Here is a 16,822-nt window from a genome sequence, read left to right as displayed (position 1 = left end):
GGCTCACAGGTCGTCGTGCCCGAGCCCGGCCGCCAGCCGCGTCACCAGGTCGTGGGCGGCATCCGGGATCACCGTGCCGGGCGGGAACACCGCGGCCGCTCCCATCTCCAGGAGCGTCGGCACGTCCTGCGGCGGGATGACACCGCCCACCACGATCATGATGTCGCCGCGCCCCTCCTCGGCGAGCGCCTCGCGCAGCGCCGGTACGAGGGTGAGGTGACCGGCGGCCAGCGACGACACCCCGACGATGTGCACGTCCGCCTCGACGGCCTGCCGCGCCACCTCGGCCGGGGTCTGGAACAGCGGGCCGACGTCCACGTCGAAGCCGAGGTCGGCGAAGGCGGTCGCGATCACCTTCTGGCCGCGGTCGTGGCCGTCCTGGCCCATCTTGGCGACGAGGATGCGCGGCCGGCGCCCCTCGGCCTCGGCGAACCCGTCGACGCGAGCCCGGGTGCGGTCCACCGACGGCGACTCGCCTGCTTCGTTCCGGTACACACCCGAGATCGTACGGATCTGCCCGGCGTGGCGCCCGTACACCTTCTCCAGGGCGTCGGAGATCTCCCCGACGGTCGCTTTCGCGCGGGCCGCGTTCACGGCGAGTTCAAGGAGGTTGCCCTCGCCGGCCGCCGCCCGGGTGAGGGCGTCGAGCGAGTCCTGGCAGGCCCGCTCGTCCCGTTCCGCGCGCAGCCGCCGCAGCTTCTCGATCTGCTGGGTGCGGACGGAGGAGTTGTCGACCTTGAGGACGTCGATCTGCTCGTCGCTGTCGACGCGGTACTTGTTGACGCCGATGACCGGCTGGCGCCCGGAGTCGATGCGGGCCTGGGTGCGGGCCGCCGCCTCCTCGATGCGCAGCTTGGGGATGCCCGCGTCGATCGCCTTGGCCATGCCGCCCGCGGCCTCGACCTCCTGGATGTGCTGCCAGGCGCGGCGGGCCAGGTCGTGGGTCAGCTTCTCGACGTACGCGCTGCCGCCCCACGGGTCGATGGCCCGGGTCGTGCCGGACTCCTGCTGGATCAGGAGCTGCGTGTTGCGGGCGATGCGAGCGGAGAAGTCGGTGGGCAGCGCCAGCGCCTCGTCGAGGGCGTTGGTGTGCAGCGACTGGGTGTGGCCCTGGGTCGCGGCCATCGCCTCGACACAGGTACGCGTGACGTTGTTGAACACGTCCTGCGCGGTCAGCGACCAGCCCGACGTCTGCGAATGGGTGCGCAGGGAAAGGGACTTGGCGTTCTTCGGGTCGAACTGCTTGACCAGCTTCGCCCACAGCAGCCGCGCGGCCCGCAGCTTGGCGATCTCCATGAAGAAGTTCATGCCGATCGCCCAGAAGAACGAGAGCCGGGGCGCGAACGCGTCCACGTCCAGGCCCGCCTCCCGTCCGGCGCGGAGGTACTCCACGCCGTCGGCGAGGGTGTACGCCAGCTCCAAGTCGGCTGTCGCGCCCGCCTCTTGGATGTGGTAGCCGGAGATCGAGATCGAGTTGTAGCGCGGCATCCGCTGCGAGGTGTACGCGAAGATGTCGGAGATGATCCGCATCGACGGCTTCGGCGGATAGATGTAGGTGTTGCGGACCATGAACTCCTTGAGGATGTCGTTCTGAATGGTCCCGGCCAGCTTCTCGGGCGGTACGCCCTGCTCCTCGGCGGCCACGATGTACAGCGCGAGTACCGGGAGCACGGCGCCGTTCATCGTCATCGACACGGTCATCCTGTCCAGCGGGATGCCGTCGAAGAGCTGCCGCATGTCGAGGATCGAGTCGATCGCGACACCCGCCATGCCGACGTCACCGGTGACTCGCGGGTGGTCGCTGTCGTAGCCGCGGTGCGTGGGCAGGTCGAAGGCGACCGACAGGCCCTTCTGGCCGGCGGCGAGGTTGCGCCGGTAGAAGGCGTTCGACTCCTCGGCCGTGGAGAAGCCCGCGTACTGGCGGATCGTCCAGGGCTGGTTCACGTACATCGTCGGGTACGGGCCGCGCAGGTACGGGGCGACGCCCGGGAAGGTGTCGAGGAAGTCGAGACCCTCCAGATCCTGCCCGGTGTAGAGCGGCTTGACCGTGATGCCTTCGGGGGTCTCCCACAGCAGGTCGTCGCCGTCGGTGGCCCGCTTGACCGCGGTGCGCCAGTCGTCCGCGCCGGCGCCGACGGCCGGTGTCCCGAGCTCTACCGCCGAGAAGTCGGGGACGGAAGGGATGGACATCAGGACACTCCCATGCGGTCGAGCGTGGCGGAGAGCACGGCCACGGCGTCACAGCCGGCGAAGACGTAGGTGTCGACCCCGGCATACGGTCCGGGCCGGCCCGCCAGGAACACGTGCCGCGCGCCCGCGGTCCGCAGAGTCCCGGCGGTGGCCTCGGCCTGCTCCTCGTACACCGTGTCGCTGGAGCACAGGCACACCTCCTGGGCCCCGCTCTCCTCGAACGTGCCGTCGGTGACGGCCTCGATGCCGCCCGCCTGGAGCAGGTTGGCTGCGAAGGTGAGGCGTGCGGTGTGCGCGGCGGCCGGGCCCAGCGCGGCCAGAAACACCCGCGGGCGGCGGCCGGTCGCCGCGAGGTGGCGGTCCGAGCGGGCCCGCAGGGCCTCGAACGATTCGTCCCGCCGCACGCGGGGCAGGCCACCGCAGGGCGGAGCCTCCACGGGCACGCGCTCGACCGGCTTCTCGCCGAGGTGCGGGAACTCGCTCACGCCGGTGATGGGTTCACGCCGCTCGGCGAGCCGCACGCTGCGTGCCGACCACGTCTCGGCGAGCCGGTCGCGGACAAGACCGGAGCGCAGGGCAGCGGCCTGACCGCCCTCACGCTCGATGGTCCGGAAGAACTCCCAGGCGGCGTGGGCGAGTTCGTCGGTCAGCCGCTCCACGTACCACGAGCCGCCCGCAGGGTCGATCACCCGGGACAGGTGCGATTCCTCGATGAGGATCGTGGAGGTGTTGCGCGCGATACGGCGGGCGAACCCGTCGGGCACACCGATCGCGCTGTCGAAGGGCAGTACCGTCACCGCGTCCGCACCGCCCACGCCGGCGGCGAGCGTCGCGACCGTGGTCCGCAGCATATTCACCCACGGGTCACGGCGCGTCATCATCACCGGCGACGTCACGGCGTGCTGCAGCTGGGCGCCCGCCTGCGACGCCCCGCACACCTCGGCGACCCGGGCCCACAGCCGGCGCGCGGCGCGCAGCTTGGCGACGGTCAGGAACTGATCGGCGGTCGCGGCGAACCGGAACTCCAGCTGCGCCAGGGCCTGTTGACTGGTGAGGCCCGATTCGGAGAGCTCGCGCAGGTACGCGACGCCGGTCGCCAGCGCACAGCCGAGTTCCTGTGCGGCCGAGCCGCCCGCCTCGTGGTACGGCAGGGCGTCCACGGTCAGCGCGCGCAGCCCCGAGTACTGCCTGGCACACAGCGCGGCCAGGTCGGTGACCGGCGCGCCGTCGTAACGCTGCCCAGTGCGGGCCTCGTGGCCCAGCGGGTCCGCGCCGAGGTTGCCGCGCGCCGCGTCCGGGGCGATACCCGACTCCTCGTAGAGGCGCAGCAATTGACGTGCGGCAGCGTCGACTTCGCCGCCGGCGTCCAGGACGATCGGAGCCAGATCCAGATAGACACCGTCGAGGGTGCCGGGCAGCGCTGACACGGGAATGCCGGAGGAGCCCACGGTGAGCCACAGAGAGGTGACGCCGTTCTCCAGGTCGGCCAGTACGGCTGCCGGGCCGGCGGCAGTGTGCCGCTGGCGCACGTCCCAGCCGCCGACGCTGTTCCCCTCGGCGCGTCCGCCGCGCACGAACGGCGCGAAGCCGGGCAGGCCGGTGGCAGGAGCGTCATCGCGCGCGGTGTACAGAGGGCGGGCGCGGAGCCCGTCCTCCAGCGCGGTGGACAGGGCGTCTTCCGCTGCGGAGCCAGAGACTTCCTTTCCCGACTTGCGCAGGACACCCGAGACCAGGTGCTGCCACTGCTCATATGTCGCGTCAGGAAACTCGGCCGCCAGGGAGAGCCCGTCGTCAGGCAGGACCGTCATGCTCGGATGCTAGGTCAGACCGACAGAAGAGCGGCACACCGTGGGGGTGTGACCTTGTTCTCCTTGCCCAGGGGGCGTGGTTCGTCTATTGGCCCGTCTATTGGCCGGGAACCGGCTGCTGTCCGTGCCTGACCGCATGGCATCGGCATACATGCGCGCTCTCGGCAGCCGCAGCCAAACGGAGCTGTTCACGCGTGAGTTGTTCCGCTCCCAGTCGTCACCGACTGACGTACGGTGCCCTTCACGCTGACGCGAGGCACCGCTGCCGACCCGCCGGAGCGCGGCAGGTCGGCAACGGTGCCACCATCTATGTCGTTCAGCCCCGCTGTTCGGCCGGGTGCTGTTCGACCGCAAGATGTCCGGTCGCCTGCCGCTCGGCGACCCGGCCGCGGACGGCGAACCAGCCGATCACGAGGCCGATGGCGATCAGCGGGACACAGGCCACCGACCAGGCGGCGTCGCCGCCGTCGACGCACATGAGCACCACGACGACGGCGAGGAAGGCGAGCGTGAGCCAGGAGGTGAAGGGCGCGCCGGGCAGCCGGAAGGCGGGGCGCTCCAGTTCGCCGCGCAGCGCCTTGCGGCGCAGCACCATCTGGCAGACGATGATCATCGCCCAGGTGCCGATCATGGTGATCGCGGAGAAGTTCAGCACGATGGAGAACGCCCGCTCCGGCACGACGTAGTTGAGGACGATGCCGAGGATGTAGCAGCACGCGGTCAGCAGGACGCCGCTGAAGGGCACGCCCCGCTTGTTCATCTTCGTGGTGAAGGCGGGCGCCGAACCGGCCAGGCCCATCGAGCGCAGCACGCGGCCGGTCGAGTAGAGACCGGAGTTGCAACTGGAGAGAGCCGCCGTGAGGATCACGAAGTTCATGATGCCGCTGATACCGGGAACGCCCAGCTTGCCCATCAGTGTCACGAAGGGCGACTCGCCGGCCTTGTACGCGGTCCACGGCAGCAGGAGGACGAGCAGCAGCACGCTGCCGACGTAGAAGAGCACGATGCGCCACGACACGGAGTTGATGGCGCGCGGGATCACCTTGCGCGGGTTCGCGGTCTCGCCGGCGGCGATGCCGACCATCTCGATCGCGGCGTAGGCGAAGACCACGCCCTGGATGAGCACGACGGCGGCGAGCAGGCCGTTGGGCAGCATGCCGCCGTTGTCGGCGATCAGCTGCGGGCCCGTGCGGTGGCCGTCGACGGGGTGCCGGCTGGCCAGCAGCCAGCAGCCGATGGCGAGGAACGCCAGGATCGCGGCGACCTTGATGATCGAGAACCAGAACTCGAACTCGCCGAACCAGCGCACCGAGATGAGGTTCGCGACAAGCACCACGAGCGGCGCGAACAGGGCCAGCGTCCACTGGGGAATGTCCCGGAACGCCGCCCAGTAGTGCAGATACATCGCCACCGCGGTGATCTCCGCGATGCCGCTGCACACCCAGTGCAGGAAGTAGACCCAGCCCGCCGTGTACGCGGCCTTCTCGCCGAGGAACTCGCGCGAGTACGAGACGAACGAACCGGACGTCGGCCGGTGCATCACCAACTCGCCCATGGCGCGCGAGATGAAGAAGGCGAACAGGCCGGTGAGCGCGAAGATGACGACCAGCGCCGGGCCGGCCGCGTGCAGCCGCTCGCCGGCGCCGAGGAAGAGGCCGGTGCCGATGGCGCCGCCGATCGCGATCATCTGGACCTGACGGTTGCGCAGGCCGGCCGTGTAACCCCCCTCGCGGATGGCGCCGGCCGCGCCGGTCGCGCTGCCCCCGGTCGCAGCGGCAGGGGCCTGCGCCGGCGGCTCGGCTTGTGCTGTGTGCTCCATCCCTTTTCTTGCGTGGGTATCCCCGGCTTCAGCCGGGGCGGGAAACGCATCTCAGGGCGGCTCTGACCGGTCATGAGTGCACGGGTGTTCCGTCTGCGGTGGGGTCAATGTCAGTGGCCTGGGCTAGGTTGCTGACAAGAGCTGAAGGGGGTGGGTCGGGTGATTCGTGCGTACAAGTTCCTCATGCGGCCCACGGTGCGGCAGACTCAGGCGCTGGGCGAGATGCTGCGTGATCACTGCTCGCTGTACAACGGAGCGTTGCAGGAACGCCGTGACGCCTACCGGCACGTCAGCAAGACGACGGTCCGGTACGGGCAGCAGTCCGTGCAGCTCAAGGACATCCGGTCCTTCGACCCGGAGTGTCAGGGCCGTTGGTCGTTCAGCTCACAGCAGGCCACGCTCCGGCGGTTGGACAAGGCGTTCGCGGCGTTCTTCCGTCGGGTCAAGTCGGGTGAGAAGCCGGGCTATCCGCGTTTTCGTGGGGTGAACTGGTTCGACACGGTGGAGTTCCCGAAGGACGGGGACGGCTGCCGGTGGGACTCCACGCCGCATGATCCGGTGACGCGCGTCCGCCTGCAAGGGGTCGGGCACGTCAAGGTGCACCAGCACCGGGCGGTGGCCGGCAGGATCAAGACGGTCAGCGTGAAGCGTGAGGGCCGTCAGTGGTTCGTCGTGCTGACTGCCGAACAGGTCCAGCCCGAACAGCTGCCGGCAACCGGTGCGGTGGTGGGCATCGACCTGGGCATAGCCAACTTCCTCGCCGATTCCAGCGGCGGATTCGTTCCCAACCCGCGCCACGGGGCGAAGAGCGCCGCGAAGCTCGAGGCCGCACAGCAGGCGCTGTCGAGGTTTCCGCGTGTGCGCCGTGACAAGCGGGCAGCCAATCACCGGCGAGCGGTCGAGAAGGTCGCGAAGCTGCACGCAAGGTCCGCCGCCAGCGCCTCGACCACGCCCACAAAACCGCCCTTGACCTCGTACGCCGACACGATTTCATCGCGCACGAAGACCTCAGGATCTGCAACATGGTCCGGCGTGCCACGCCGAAGCCCGACCTCGGTACCCCGGGCGGTTTCCTGCCCAACGGGGCCGGCGGGAAGGCCGGACTCAACCGCTCGATCTCCGATGCCGGATGGGGGGTGTTCCTGACGATCCTGGCTGCCAAGGCTGAAAGCGCCGGACGGGAAGTGATCGCCGTGGACCCCCGCAACACCTCCCGCCAATGCCCCGAATGCGGGCACACCGCCAAGGAGAACCGGCCCACCCAGGAAGAGTTCCACTGCGTCTCGTGCGGCCACACCGCGCACGCGGACACCGTGGGCGCCACCAACGTTCTACGGGCCGGGCTGGTCCGTCGCGACGTCGCACCGGCGTAGCGAGAAACCCCCTCATTTATGAGGGGGAGGAGTCACGTTTCTCCGACGTGCATAGCGATACACCGCACCCACGCGCACGCGAAAGCGAACGCTGGCAAGCGGCGCGGCATACCTGTTGGACAGGGCCCGTCCCCCCGTACGGCGGCACGGCAGAGCGGGACAGCGGCGGACCAGGCGTGACGCTGTGCGGATCACGTGAGGAACGCAGTGTCCCGGTGGGGCGCCGCGGGATGGCCACGCGGCGACACGCCACCTTAAACCGTTTCCTGGGGCAACTTTTCCCAGGTGGGGAGCGCCCCTACGAAGAGGGTCGGCCGGTCAGCCCCAGCAGCGAAGCTGCCTGCGCGGCACCCGACTCCGCGACCACCTCGGCCACCGTCTGGGCGGGCCTGACCTGAGCGAACGTCACCACGCCCGCATCCGATACCACATATCCGTACACAGCGGGACGCGGAAGGCTGTTGTAGTGGAAATGGGTCGAGAAGTAGTAAGCCCCGGTGTCATACAGCGCGACCAGGTCACCGGGCGCCAGCTCGGGCAGCTCCCGCTCCCGCGCCACCAGGTCCCCGGCGAAGCAGCACGGCCCGGCGACGTCCTGCACCAGCGGCTCGGTCGTCCTGGGCCGGCCGTCGGCGTCGTACGCGCCCACGCGCAGCGGCCACGCCTCGGGTACGAACACGGTGCGCGTGGCCACCTGCGCCCCGGCGTGCGTGACGGCGATCCGCCGGCCGCCGGAGGTCTTGGTGTACTCGACGTACGCCATGATCAGCCCCTGCTTGGCCAGCAGCGAGCGGCCGAACTCGGTCACCAGCGTGTAGCGCCCGTCGAACAGGCCGGGCACGGTCTCCCGCAGCAGCCGCGCGTACTGCGCGAAGGCCGGGGTCACCTCGTCCGAGGCGAAGTTCACGGGCAGGCCGCCGCCGATGTCGAGGGTGTCGATCTGCTGCCGGCCGACGTGCGCGTTGATCTTCTCCGCCAGCTCGTACGCGGCCCGCACCCCTTCGGCCATCAGTTCCAGGGCGACACCCTGGGAGCCGGTGTGGGTGTGCAGCCGGGTCATCCACGGGCGCAGCCGGTAGGAGTCGAGCACCCACTGCTCCGCGCCCTCGTCGCGCAGCGCCACGCCGAACTTGGACGTGGCCGTCGCCGTGCTCATCGCCCCAATCGAACCGCTGCCGACCTGCGGGTTGACCCGCAGTCCCACGGGCGCACAGCCGACGCCGAGATCGGCGACGACGGCGTCGACACGGTCCAGCTCCTGCCGGTTGTCGGCGTTGACCGCGATGCCGTGGGCGAGAGCGTCGCGCAGCTCGTCCATCGACTTGGCCGGGGAGTCGAAGACGATCCGCTCGGCGGGGACGCCCGCGGCGCGGGCCAGTTCCAGCTCACCGGCGCTCGCCACCTCCGCGCCCACACCCTCCTCGTTCAGCAGCGCGAGGACCGGCACCAGCGAGGCGGCCTTCACCGCGAACGTGTGCTGTACCGAGACCCCGTCGAAGGTGAACGCCTCGCGCAGCTCGCGGGCCGCGCCACGGATCCCTGCCACGTCGAGCAGGCCGAGCAGCGGCGCCTGCGCGCCGACCAGGCCCTGCTCGGCGGCGGCGCGCACGGCCGCCTCCCTGCGGACGACGGATTCCGGGGCCATGGTCATGGAGTGTTCCTGCCTTCTCACTGCGCACTGCCGGTTACGTGCCCGGCGGATCGTTCCCCGGGCGGGCCGCCGACTGTGGCGGCCGCGGGCGGTGTCCACGCCACCGGCTCGTCGCCCGTGCGCTCCGCCCCGGTTCACTGTGCAGCCCCGAGTCCCGCGCTGTCTGCGTGCTCCGGCACGAAGTCCGGGCCGCCGCCGTCGTGGCCGCGCACAAGCGCCGGGCCCCTCCCACGTCTCCATGGTGCGCCCGCACGATGCGGATGGGGAGGTCGTGGTGCGCCCGCACCACACCCGTTCACGGCAGCGGGATCAGCCCGGCCCGCCGCAGCCCCAGCTCCACCAGCAGCCGCACGTCGGGATCGGTGAGGTCGATGCCGCACAGCTCACCGGCCCGGCGCAGCCGGTACCGCAGCGTATTGGTGTGGACCCCCACGTAGCGGGCGGTGGCCGCCGCGTCACCGAAGAACACCAGGTGCGCGGCGACGGTGCGCGGCAGGTCCGTGCCGTGCCGCTCGTCGTGCTCGAGCAGCGCCGCCACCGCGTCGGCGGCCGACGGCACGTGCTCGGCGACCGCATCGGTCACCCGGAGCGCGTCCATGGCGAACCGGACGTCCTCGGCGCCCGCCGTCTCGGGACCGCCGCGCTCGCGCAGCACCCGCAGCACCTGGGCGGCCCCCGCACGGGAGGCGGCGGCGTCGCCGAGCCCCCCGACGGCGGGCCCCACCGCGACCAGCGGCCGCACCCCGGCGCCGCGCAGTACGGCCACCAGGTCGCGTGCCAGCCGGTCCACGCCGTCCCCCGCACCGGTCCCGGCCACCAGGACGTCGAGCCGGTCGCCGTCGCGGTGCGCGAAGGCCGGGGTGTGATGCGCGGCGACGCGAAGAGAGGCCAGATGGAAGGCCCGGTCCAGTACGTCCGGTGCGGCAGCCGCCGCGGCGGCTGCCGTGAGTACGGTGCACGCCTGTCCGGCCTCGACCCCGAGCACGGCCGCCGCCGCGGACACGTCCGGCGGGCGCTCCTCGAACAGGGCCCGCACCGCGTACCGGCGGCGGCTGGCGGCGGACCGGGACCGCAGCCGGTGGTGCAGCAGATGCGGTACGGCGATGACGGCCGCCTGCCGCAGCGCGTCCCGGGCCCCGGACGGCAGCGGTTCACCGTCGGCGGCCGCCCACAGCGACCCGAGGATCTCGTCGCCGGCCCGCACGGCGACGGCGAGGCGTTCGGGGAACCGCGCGTCCGCGGGCCGGTGCACCACGTCGCCGCTCGCCCACAGCGTGGTGAGGAACCCGCTCTCGGCGAGTTCGGTCACCCGCCAGCTCGGTACCCGGCGGCCCAGGATCGTCAGCCTGCGCAGCGGGTCGGCGGTGTCGGCGGTCGGCGAGTACGCCAGGACGTTCGACTCGGGGTCCTCGACGGTGATCGCGCCGCCCACCAGCGCGGCCAGCGCCAGGGCGAGCCCCGGCAGATCACCGAGCGCCACATCGGCCGACGCCTCGGTGGGCGCCGTACCGGTACGGGCGATGGCCGCCCGCAGCAGCCCGATCAGCTCGCCCCACTCGATCCAGGGGGCCCGGGCGAGCAGGGCGGTCGACACCTCGTCGGCCGCCTCGGCGAGCGAGGGCGCGATCCCCTGGGCGCCACGCCGCAGCACCACGGCCGCCGCCCCGGCGCGGTCCGCCGCGCGCAGCACGCCCGCCGCACCCGCCGCGGACGTGTCGACGCCGGGCGCGATGAGAATCCGACCCCGTGCCTGCAAGGTCTCACCCTCGTCGAACACCCCGGCCCCGCTCACCGGCACGTCCGTGCCGCACGGCGCCCGCAGCACCTCGACCACGTCCGGCCCGACCACACCGACGGCCTGCCCCAGCGTGGGCGAACCACCGCCGTGCGCGGCGGCGGCATCGGGCGAGCGGGGAGGGCCGGGCGGGGAAAGCTGCATGACCCAAGTGTCACCGACGCCGCCCGGCCGACAGCCCGCGGCGAGCGCTCGCCCGGCTCCGGAGCCGATCGCGGCGCTGGCTTCCACCACTGTTCCGGCCGGGTGAGGCCGAGGGGAGTCCCCGGGATCACCGGGTACTCGGGCACTGAGTTGTGTCGACCGTCCTCAGCGCGTTGCGGGGACATCCGCAGGGCGGCAGCCATGATCGAACGGGAGAACACAGGAGCAGCGTCGGATCGAGTGCGTGGAGAGATGGTCGTGGACACGGACGGAAAGCACAGCGCGGAGCAGCTGCACTGTCTGGTCACCGGAGCGTCCGGATACATCGGGGGGCGCCTGGTACCGGCACTGCTGGAGGCCGGTCACCGGGTTCGCTGTCTGGCCCGCTCGCCGGACAAGCTGCGTGACCACCCCTGGGCGGCCGCCGCCGAGACGGTACGCGGAGACGTCACGGACGCCGAGTCGGTCGATGCGGCCATGCGCGGCGTCGATGTCGCGTACTACCTGGTGCACTCCCTTGGATCCGGGTCCGGTTTCGAGGACACCGATCGCCGCGCGGCCAGGATCTTCGCCGAGCGGGCGCACGCAGCCGGCGTACGGCGCATCGTCTATCTCGGAGGGCTCACACCGCGGGACGTACCCGAGAAGGCCCTCTCCCCGCACCTGCGCTCCAGGGCTGAGGTCGGTCGCATCTTCCTCGACGCCGCGGTGCCCGCCACCGTCCTCAGGGCCGCTGTCGTCATCGGCTCGGGATCGGCGTCGTTCGAGATGCTGCGCTATCTGACAGAGCGGCTGCCGGTGATGGTCACCCCGAGCTGGGTGCACACCCGCACGCAGCCCATCGGGGTCCGCGACGTGCTGCGCTATCTCGTCGGCTCGGCCACCATGCCCACCGACGTCGACCGGGCCTTCGACATCGGCGGGCCGGACGTCCTCACGTACCGGGAGATGATGCGCCGCTACTCCGAGGTCGCCGGGCTGCGGCGGCGGATCATCGTGCCGGTGCCCGTGCTCACCCCGCGGCTGTCCAGCCACTGGGTCGGCCTTGTGACCCCGGTACCGGCATCCATCGCCCGGCCCCTCACCGAGTCGCTTCGCCACGAAGTCGTCTGCCACGAGCACGACATCGCCCGCTACGTGCCCGACCCTCCGGGCTGGCCTCTGCCCTTCGACGAGGCCTTGGCCCTGGCGCTGCGGAGGGTACGGGAAGCGCAGGTCGCCACCCGGTGGTCGTCCGCCGCCCTTCCCGGGGCGCCCAGCGACCCGCTGCCCACCGACCCCGACTGGGCCGGCGGCAGTCTCTACCAGGACGAGAGGCAACTGCCGGTCGACGCTTCCCGGGAGGCCCTGTGGAAGGTGATCGAGGGGATCGGCGGCGACAACGGCTGGTACTCCTTCCCGCTGGCCTGGGCGGTCCGCGGCTGGCTGGACCGGTTCGTCGGCGGAGTCGGCCTGCGCCGCGGACGACGTGACGCGGCGCGTCTGCGGGTCGGCGACTCGCTGGACTTCTGGCGCGTCGAGGAGATCGAGCCCGTACAACTGCTGAGGCTGCGCGCCGAGATGAGGCTGCCGGGTCTGGCGTGGCTGGAGATGTACGTCGAGACGGGCGCCGAGGGCCGTACCCGCTACCGGCAGCGCGCTCTGTTCCACCCCCGCGGCCTGCTGGGCCATGCCTACTGGTGGTCCGTCTCCCCCTTCCACGCCATCGTCTTCGGCGGCATGGCCCGCAACATCACCCAAGCCGCCGCCAAGGGCATGAGCGAGCGCGGGAGCGAGTCCCGCACCGACCGCGTCGGGCACTCACGCCGCGGGCGAGGACTGCGGCGATAGCGCACACAACCCCGTGTCACCGCCCGGCAGTGAGCCCAGGCGGTCAGCTGACAGTCGGTCGGCGACCGGCCCAGGGGAGTGCGAGTTCGAGGGTGCGAGACACCTGGAGCAGGAGGTCCTCCCGCCACGGCGCGGCGACGATCTGGATGCCGACGGGCAGGCCGGTGGCCTCGTCGTGGTGGACGGGGAGGGAGATCGCAGGCTGGCCCGTCACGTTGAACACCGACGTGAACACCCCCATCGGGTAGCTGTTCAGCAGCGCCCTCAGCGGAGCGTCCTCGGTGCCGGTCCGCCAGGCACCGACGAGCGGCGGAAGGCAGGCCATCGTCGGCGTCACGAGGAGGTCGAAGCCGGCGAGGAAGCCTTCGACGATGCGCCGCGACAACTGCTGCGTCTTCCGCACCCCTTCCGCGTACGTCCACGAGTCGATCGCTCGTGCCGCCTCACGCAGGGCGCGATTGTGCGGCTCGACCCGGTCCGGTTCCGCGAGCGCGATCCCGGCACCGCCGACGTTCCACAGGGTCGTGAACGCGGTGACCAACTCGTCGGTCGGCGGCAGCGGAAGAGGCGTGTCGACGATGTGCTGGCCGGCCGATTCGAGCATCCGAAGAGCCACGTCGACGGCTGCGACACACGCCGGGTGCACGCGTATCCCGTCGATCGGGGAGTCGGTGAGCACACCGATCCGCAGCCCGGTCGGCACATCCGTCTTCATCGCGGCGGCGAAGGACGTGCGCGGCGTCGGCGGCGACCACCACGCGCCCGGATCGTGACGCGCCAGCACGTCGAGGGCCACCGCGGTGTCCGCCACCGAGCGGGTGAGCACGCCGCCGGTGCCGAGACCCTCCACCTCCACGACGGCGTTGGTGACCAGGCCGCGGGTGGGTTTGAGGCCGACGAGGCCGTTGCACGATGCGGGGATCCGTATCGACCCGCCGCCGTCCTCGGCGTGGGCGATGGGCGCCATCCCGGCGGCGACGGCGGCGCCCGCTCCGCTCGACGCCCCGCCGGGCGTGCGGTCCCGGTCCCACGGGTTGCGCGAGATGGCCAGGGCGTCACACCACTTTGCACGGCAAACTGCGCGTCCGGAGGCGGGAGTTGGACCGTGCCGCCTTGAAGGGCGATGAGCAGCTCCTCGACCTGGGCTGCGGTCGCGGCGCGGTGCTGATCGAGGCGGCCGGGCGGCTGCCGACGGGACGCGCCGTGGGCGTGGACCTGTGGTCCGGAAAGGACCAGAGCGGGAACCGCCCCGAAGTCACGCTCGCGAACGCCGCCGCGGCAGGGGTCTCCGACCGGGTGGACGTACAGACAGCCGACATGACCGAGCTGCCGTTCGCGGACGGCTCCTTCGACGTGGTGACGAGCGCGCTGGCGATCCACAACATCCCGTCGCGCGAACGGCGCTGCCGCGTGGTGGACGAGGCCATGCGGGTGCTGCGCCCTGGCGGACGCTTGATTGTCGCCGACTTCTGGCCCATGGCCAGGCAGTACGCCGACCACATCGGGCAGGGCACACTGCGCGGACTCGGCCCCGAGTACTGGTACGGCGGCCCATGGCTCGGCGTCACCCTGCTGCATGCCGTCAAGGAGGGCTGAGCAGGTTGCGCGGCGAGAGAGGCGCCTGACCGGCAAGTGCCCGGCGCAGGCGCCTCGTTGTGGGCCTCTGGAAGAACCCGAGCTTCTGCGCGGAGCAGCTCACGAGCAGGTTCTTCGTCTCCTTGCGGTACAGGGCCTCTTTGGCGCCTGACCTGCGGTAACGGGCGATATCGCTTGATGGGAAGTCTAGTTGGTCCACGCCTGGTCCGGATCTTGGCTGGATTGCCTGTCCGCCGAGACCAGATGGGCTGACGGCTCCATGGGGAGCAGGCCGGCCCGGCAGGCCCGGCCGAGGACATCGCCCGGGATGACGAGAATGTCGCGGGAGGCGCAGGCGGTCATCTCCTCTAAGGTCCAGCTCATAGGGGACAGTGGCAGCGACTGGACCGTTCACCAGGGATCGTCGGCCGATACGCTCCTGCGATGCGTCTGATACCCGACGACCCGTTCCCCGAGATCGGCCACCCTTTCACGACCGACGTGAGTGCGGACGGCCGCTGGATCGCCGTCAGTTGTTACGCGAGCGGACGCGGCGACGGTGGCCGGATCGCGGTCTACCGGACGAGCGATCTCGCTTTGTGGGACCAGATTGTGCTGGAGCAGGGCATCGAGGGGCTCGCCTTCCATCCGGCCTTGCCCGTGCTCGCCGTGGGGACGGAGGAGGGCGACGAGTTCGAACTGCGGGGCGGGTTGCACCTGTACGAGCCGGAGACGCGGCGCCGGACTGACGTGGCCGTCGCCGGGGCAGGTGTCAGCGCCCTGCGCTGGCGGGATGCGTGCCGCTTGGAGGTGACGTTCGCTCGGCCGGTTGTCGACTACGAAGACCTGGGCCGGGTGACGTACACGCGATCTGTCGTAGAGCGCCCCGATTGGCAGGACGTTACCGCCGACGTGCTCGCCGCGCTGGTCTCCTGGCCGCAGGTGCCGGTGGAGGTCGACTGGAGCGGCATCAAAGGACCGGACATCGACCAACCTCAGCGGTACCTTGCCGGCATCGCCGCCGAGAGGGGCCGCGACTGGGCCCGGCGGCCGGGGGTGGCCGTCGTGGAGGTGCTGCGGGACGGCCGGATTCTTGCTGCGGCGCAGAGCGGGGTCCTACTGGAGTGCTGGTCGCCGGACGGTACCCCGCAGTGGTCGGTGCCGGTGCCTGACAGCCAGCGGCAACGCAACGGCTGTCGGGTGTACGTCACCCCGGACGAGGAGAGCGCGTGGATCACCGTCCTGGTGGGCGACAGCAGCGACCGGCGCACACTGCTGTGCCGGTTCGCCCTCACCGACGGTGCCCAACTCGCCGAGAGCCGCCTCGACTTTCCGGTTGCCATCGCTGCGCGCACGGATGGTGCCTGGGTGGCCAGGGACTCACGGGAGCTGTTCCCCGGGCCGCGCTGGCCGCCGTACGACAGCGTCGTGCTCACGCCGTCCGGGCGACAGCTGGCCACCCTGGCATTGGGGGAGAGCGACAGTTCCTACGACTTCACCGTGCGACGTTCGCCCCATCTGCTTTTCCTCTACGGCGTCGGCGGCGGGGAGGAAAGGACGGAACTGTTGGAGAAGTGGGTCGTGCGGGCCGACCTCAACGGGGTCGAGAAGTTGTTCCCGCTCGCCTGGCACGAGGCACTCGGCCCTCACCTGCGCGGCGGTCCCGCCGCATACGTCGACGACGACGCCGGACAGGGGCTTGTCCACACGTGCACGGCGCGCGACGGCACCTACCTCGTACGTCGCGCTTACCCGGACGGTGCTGTGGCCTGGGTCCACCGTTTCGACGCGCGGGTGACCGGGGTCGACGTGCACGGCGGTCTCGTCTACGCCGTGACAGGAGCCGGGGCCTGCGAGCTGCTCACGCTACGAGCAGAGGAAGGCACGGTGGTACGGCGGAGGACGCTCACCCTCAGCGGGCACCTCTACACACCGACTTGCCTGAGCGCAGGTCCGGACGGGGACCTGGTGATCGGCACGGTGGAGGGGCGGCTGATCAGGACGCGTGCAGACGGGGGAGCTCTCCCTGCACCCGAAGTTCCGGTCGCGTGGGACGCCAGAACCTGTCCGTGAACTCTTGATCAGGAAGCCTTGGGGGTGGGCGGGCTGTTTCCCGGCTGCCCACGGTCCGGGAACCCGTCCTGTCCAGGGCAGAAGGCTCCGTGTGCGCTCACGCAGATGGCGGAGTTCTCCGCGGAGCGAGCTGCTCAAGCAGCGCAGAGCGGCAGGAGTCGTGGAGGTACGGCATCCGAGCCGGGAGGACCGCGAGGAGCGGTGGGACGTCGAGCGTCGGCAGGACGACCTCGGCGACGACGGGAAAGAGCCGTTCGTCGACGGCTGCGTGAGCGCGCCGGAGGGCATCACGCCGTAGTGACTGGGCCGAGCCCTAGATGATCGATTCCAAGGGGTCAGTGGTTATAGGGGGTCAGTGAGCGCAGGGCGGGCTGTCCTGTGTGGTCGTTGTGTCAGGTCGCGGCGGTTATCGCGAGGATTGGTCGCATAATGCGGGCGACGATACTGCCGGGCGTGCGCCTTCAGTGGGTGAAGAGAGCCGAAGGTGCAGTCCTTTGCCTCAGGGAGGCCCCTGCCTGGGTGCGAGGCTTAACTCACCACATTCATAAGAACTGATCGAGTGCG

10 protein-coding genes and 2 pseudogenes are annotated in these 16,822 nt (G+C 71.0%); 5 read left to right on the top strand and 7 right to left on the bottom strand.

The genetic code is table 11. From position 1 onward, the window contains the following. Window positions 1-3: 3 nt before the first annotated feature. The 3 genes from scpA to OG456_RS00115 all read right to left on the bottom strand — a co-directional run bounded on the left by scpA (window position 4) and on the right by OG456_RS00115 (window position 5,817). Entirely contained in the window at window positions 4-2,190 is a 2,187-nt protein-coding gene (gene scpA, locus OG456_RS00125; protein ID WP_266555890.1) for a methylmalonyl-CoA mutase, read from the bottom strand. Continuing rightward, the gene (locus OG456_RS00120) at window positions 2,190-3,998 is read right to left on the bottom strand and encodes a methylmalonyl-CoA mutase family protein (RefSeq protein ID WP_266555888.1); all 1,809 of its coding nucleotides are present in this window, start codon (window positions 3,996-3,998) and stop codon (window positions 2,190-2,192) included. Before OG456_RS00120 ends, scpA begins: the two co-directional genes overlap by 1 nt. A gap of 316 nt (window positions 3,999-4,314) precedes the next feature. Then, a complete protein-coding gene (locus OG456_RS00115) occupies window positions 4,315-5,817 on the bottom strand; it encodes an amino acid permease (RefSeq protein ID WP_266555886.1) in 1,503 nt (500 codons plus the stop codon). A 159-nt stretch (window positions 5,818-5,976) separates the two neighbouring features. Between OG456_RS00115 and OG456_RS00110 the strand changes: the two are divergent. Next, a pseudogene (locus tag OG456_RS00110) lies at window positions 5,977-7,190 on the top strand (RNA-guided endonuclease InsQ/TnpB family protein). Between the two features lie 298 nt (window positions 7,191-7,488). Here OG456_RS00110 and OG456_RS00105 read toward each other — a convergent pair. Both OG456_RS00105 and OG456_RS00100 read right to left on the bottom strand, forming a co-directional pair. Continuing rightward, window positions 7,489-8,835 carry a diaminopimelate decarboxylase gene (locus OG456_RS00105; protein WP_266568942.1) on the bottom strand — a complete coding sequence of 449 codons (1,347 nt, stop codon included), beginning with the start codon at window positions 8,833-8,835 and terminating at the stop codon, window positions 7,489-7,491. Window positions 8,836-9,136: 301 nt separating this feature from the next. Further along, complete coding sequence (locus OG456_RS00100) at window positions 9,137-10,780, bottom strand: CdaR family transcriptional regulator (protein ID WP_266555884.1); 1,644 nt, start codon at window positions 10,778-10,780, stop codon at window positions 9,137-9,139. Window positions 10,781-11,032: 252 nt separating this feature from the next. Between OG456_RS00100 and OG456_RS00095 the strand changes: the two genes are divergently transcribed. Beyond that, window positions 11,033-12,610: an SDR family oxidoreductase gene (locus tag OG456_RS00095; protein ID WP_266555882.1), complete on the top strand. Its 1,578-nt coding sequence runs from the start codon at window positions 11,033-11,035 to the stop codon at window positions 12,608-12,610. A gap of 43 nt (window positions 12,611-12,653) precedes the next feature. Here the strand turns inward: OG456_RS00095 and OG456_RS00090 are convergent. Further along, window positions 12,654-13,640: pseudogene (locus OG456_RS00090) on the bottom strand (amidase); the annotation flags it as partial. Between OG456_RS00090 and OG456_RS00085 the strand changes: the two are divergent. Then, a complete protein-coding gene (locus OG456_RS00085; protein ID WP_266555880.1) occupies window positions 13,523-14,206 on the top strand; it encodes a class I SAM-dependent methyltransferase in 684 nt (227 codons plus the stop codon). The pseudogene OG456_RS00090 and the gene OG456_RS00085 overlap by 118 nt on opposite strands. A 186-nt stretch (window positions 14,207-14,392) precedes the next feature. Here the strand turns inward: OG456_RS00085 and OG456_RS00080 are convergent, their stop codons facing one another. Then, the gene (locus tag OG456_RS00080; protein WP_266555878.1) at window positions 14,393-14,569 is read right to left on the bottom strand and encodes a hypothetical protein; all 177 of its coding nucleotides are present in this window, start codon (window positions 14,567-14,569) and stop codon (window positions 14,393-14,395) included. A 60-nt stretch (window positions 14,570-14,629) separates the two neighbouring features. On the opposite strand from OG456_RS00080, the gene OG456_RS00075 reads away from it, so the two are divergent. Together OG456_RS00075 and OG456_RS00070 are read left to right on the top strand one after the other, a co-directional pair. Continuing rightward, window positions 14,630-16,258 carry a hypothetical protein gene (locus tag OG456_RS00075; protein ID WP_266555876.1) on the top strand — a complete coding sequence of 543 codons (1,629 nt, stop codon included), beginning with the start codon at window positions 14,630-14,632 and terminating at the stop codon, window positions 16,256-16,258. A 91-nt stretch (window positions 16,259-16,349) separates the two neighbouring features. Next, a complete protein-coding gene (locus OG456_RS00070) occupies window positions 16,350-16,556 on the top strand; it encodes a hypothetical protein (protein WP_266555874.1) in 207 nt (68 codons plus the stop codon). Window positions 16,557-16,822: the final 266 nt, after the last annotated feature.

The sequence above is a fragment of the Streptomyces sp. NBC_01446 genome (genome assembly GCF_026340095.1).
In the GTDB taxonomy this organism is placed as follows: Bacteria; Actinomycetota; Actinomycetes; order Streptomycetales; family Streptomycetaceae; genus Streptomyces; species Streptomyces aureus.
This window is presented reverse-complemented; position numbering and strand designations above follow the sequence as displayed.

Coding starts and splice junctions, on each gene's coding strand:
- OG456_RS00120 (WP_266555888.1), bottom strand. CDS start 3,998: ATGACGGTCCTGCCTGACGACGGGCTCTCCCTGGCGGCCGAGTTTCCT.
- OG456_RS00085 (WP_266555880.1), top strand. CDS start 13,523: ATGCGGGGATCCGTATCGACCCGCCGCCGTCCTCGGCGTGGGCGATGG.
- OG456_RS00100 (WP_266555884.1), bottom strand. CDS start 10,780: ATGCAGCTTTCCCCGCCCGGCCCTCCCCGCTCGCCCGATGCCGCCGCC.
- OG456_RS00080 (WP_266555878.1), bottom strand. CDS start 14,569: ATGAGCTGGACCTTAGAGGAGATGACCGCCTGCGCCTCCCGCGACATT.
- OG456_RS00095 (WP_266555882.1), top strand. CDS start 11,033: ATGGTCGTGGACACGGACGGAAAGCACAGCGCGGAGCAGCTGCACTGT.
- OG456_RS00115 (WP_266555886.1), bottom strand. CDS start 5,817: ATGGAGCACACAGCACAAGCCGAGCCGCCGGCGCAGGCCCCTGCCGCT.
- OG456_RS00075 (WP_266555876.1), top strand. CDS start 14,630: ATGCGTCTGATACCCGACGACCCGTTCCCCGAGATCGGCCACCCTTTC.
- OG456_RS00105 (WP_266568942.1), bottom strand. CDS start 8,835: ATGGCCCCGGAATCCGTCGTCCGCAGGGAGGCGGCCGTGCGCGCCGCC.
- scpA (WP_266555890.1), bottom strand. CDS start 2,190: ATGTCCATCCCTTCCGTCCCCGACTTCTCGGCGGTAGAGCTCGGGACA.